Raw genomic sequence first — 1,563 nt, 5'->3', positions numbered from 1 at the left:
AATGATAATTTCGAGACTGAATTATCTCAATATGATGCGCAAAAGGATCAAACTACGTCCTCCTGAATCCTGGACCGCGCGGCTTACTCGCCCTTGCGCGCCAGTTGCCGCCACTCACCCGGCGTCATTCCCATCCTTTCCGCGAAGACATGCCGGAAGGCCGAAACGGATTGATACCCAACGGTCTCGGCCACAGCTTCCGTGCTGATCGCCGGTTTCCTGAGCTCGTTGGCGGCCAGGCTCATGCGCAGATCGGTCACGAAGTCGAGGGCGGAGCGACCCAACTTGTCCTGAAACTGGCGCATGAACGTGGCGCGTGACATGCCGCACAAATCGGCCAGTTCGGGCAGTTTCCAAGGTCGTGCCGGATTGGCGAACATCGCGGCCATGGCCGGAGCAAGGCGCGGATGGCCGGCCAAGGCCAACAAGCCCTCCGGGGCCTTTCCCGATTGGCTCGCCGCGCGCAGGACCAATGTGAACAGGGCCGACGAAAGCGCGTTGAGAATGGCGCGTCCTCCGGCTCGGTCGCCGGCTGACTCCATTCGCATCAGCCCGACAAGACCGGCAAGTTGGTTGGAAGCGGACCCGATGCCTTCTTCCGCATGGCCGTCCGTTGCCCGCGCCACCAGATTTGTGGGCAGGTAGCTGCGGATCAGCCGATCATGGGGCGGCGCGACGAAAAATCGCCCACACAACAGATCCAGTTGCTCGCCCTGGCTGTCGTTCTCGCTCAGCATCCATCCGGCAGAGCCCACGCTTTCGTGCGTCCGGATTGGTGTTTGCCCGCTGCCGTCGTGCAGCACATGCGGCGCACCGTGGGGGAGCAGCACGATATCTCCGCTCACCAGCTCCCGCACCGTTTTCGACTCCGGATCCTCGAGAACGGCCCGGCCCTTGACTATGACGTGATAGGGGATCTCGTTCGCCGCCGCTCGGCCCCAGGCGACACGCCACGGCGCACCATAGGCGCAGCGAACCTCGAGCTGGCCGCTGACGGTGATGATTTGCAAGAGATGGCTAAGCCAGTCCACTTCAGACATTTGACCTCGAAAACCGGAAACGGTGAAACATCTTATCGCAATTGTGCATCGGTTCTACTTGTCGCCCTCGTTTCCAACCCTGGCTCCGTTCCGGGCCCAGATGGTGAGCGAGCCACCGAGCGCTAATGTCCGGCTATCGCGTGGCTGAGGCATCTGTTGTGGCTCATGTTGGCCACGATCTTCAGAGTGTTCGCAGACCGCTCGGCGCCCAACCAGGCTTCTTGACGGACCACGCTGGAGTTGTGCGCGCGTCGTGATGCGGCATGGGGCTACCACCCGCACCGGTGTCGGATGTCGTATGTTAGTTTACTGGCACGAAAGGTGGTTCTGCGATACGGTTTGAAAAAGGGGGCGGTTGCAGACGGCTTTTTGACCAAGTGACTCTGGGAGGAGCAATGGTCGAGATCATATCGAAGCGCGACGGCTCGCGACGCGAGGACGTCGCGATGAAGCGCTTGATCGAGCAGAACCGCGCAACCATCACGCGGCTCGCCGACCATATCAGCGGCGGAAGCTATTCGGC

The 1,563-nt window shown here is 61.2% G+C and carries 1 protein-coding gene; it reads right to left on the bottom strand.

Features of this window, described 5'->3' with window-relative positions; all coding sequences use genetic code 11:
- Nucleotides 1–83: 83 nt before the first annotated feature.
- Nucleotides 84–1,040 carry an AraC family transcriptional regulator gene (locus EOD07_RS33915; protein WP_040980094.1) on the bottom strand — a complete coding sequence of 319 codons (957 nt, stop codon included), beginning with the start codon at nt 1,038–1,040 and terminating at the stop codon, nt 84–86.
- Between the last annotated feature and the right edge of the window lie 523 nt (nt 1,041–1,563).

The sequence above is a fragment of the Mesorhizobium sp. M2C.T.Ca.TU.002.02.1.1 genome (assembly GCF_003997225.1).
The sequence above is the reverse complement of the archived record's forward strand: the minus strand, read 5'-3'. Positions and strand labels throughout refer to the sequence as shown.

Excerpts from the sequence above, each read along its gene's own strand:
- EOD07_RS33915 (WP_040980094.1), bottom strand. The coding sequence starts at position 1,040 with ATGTCTGAAGTGGACTGGCTTAGCCATCTCTTGCAAATCATCACCGTC.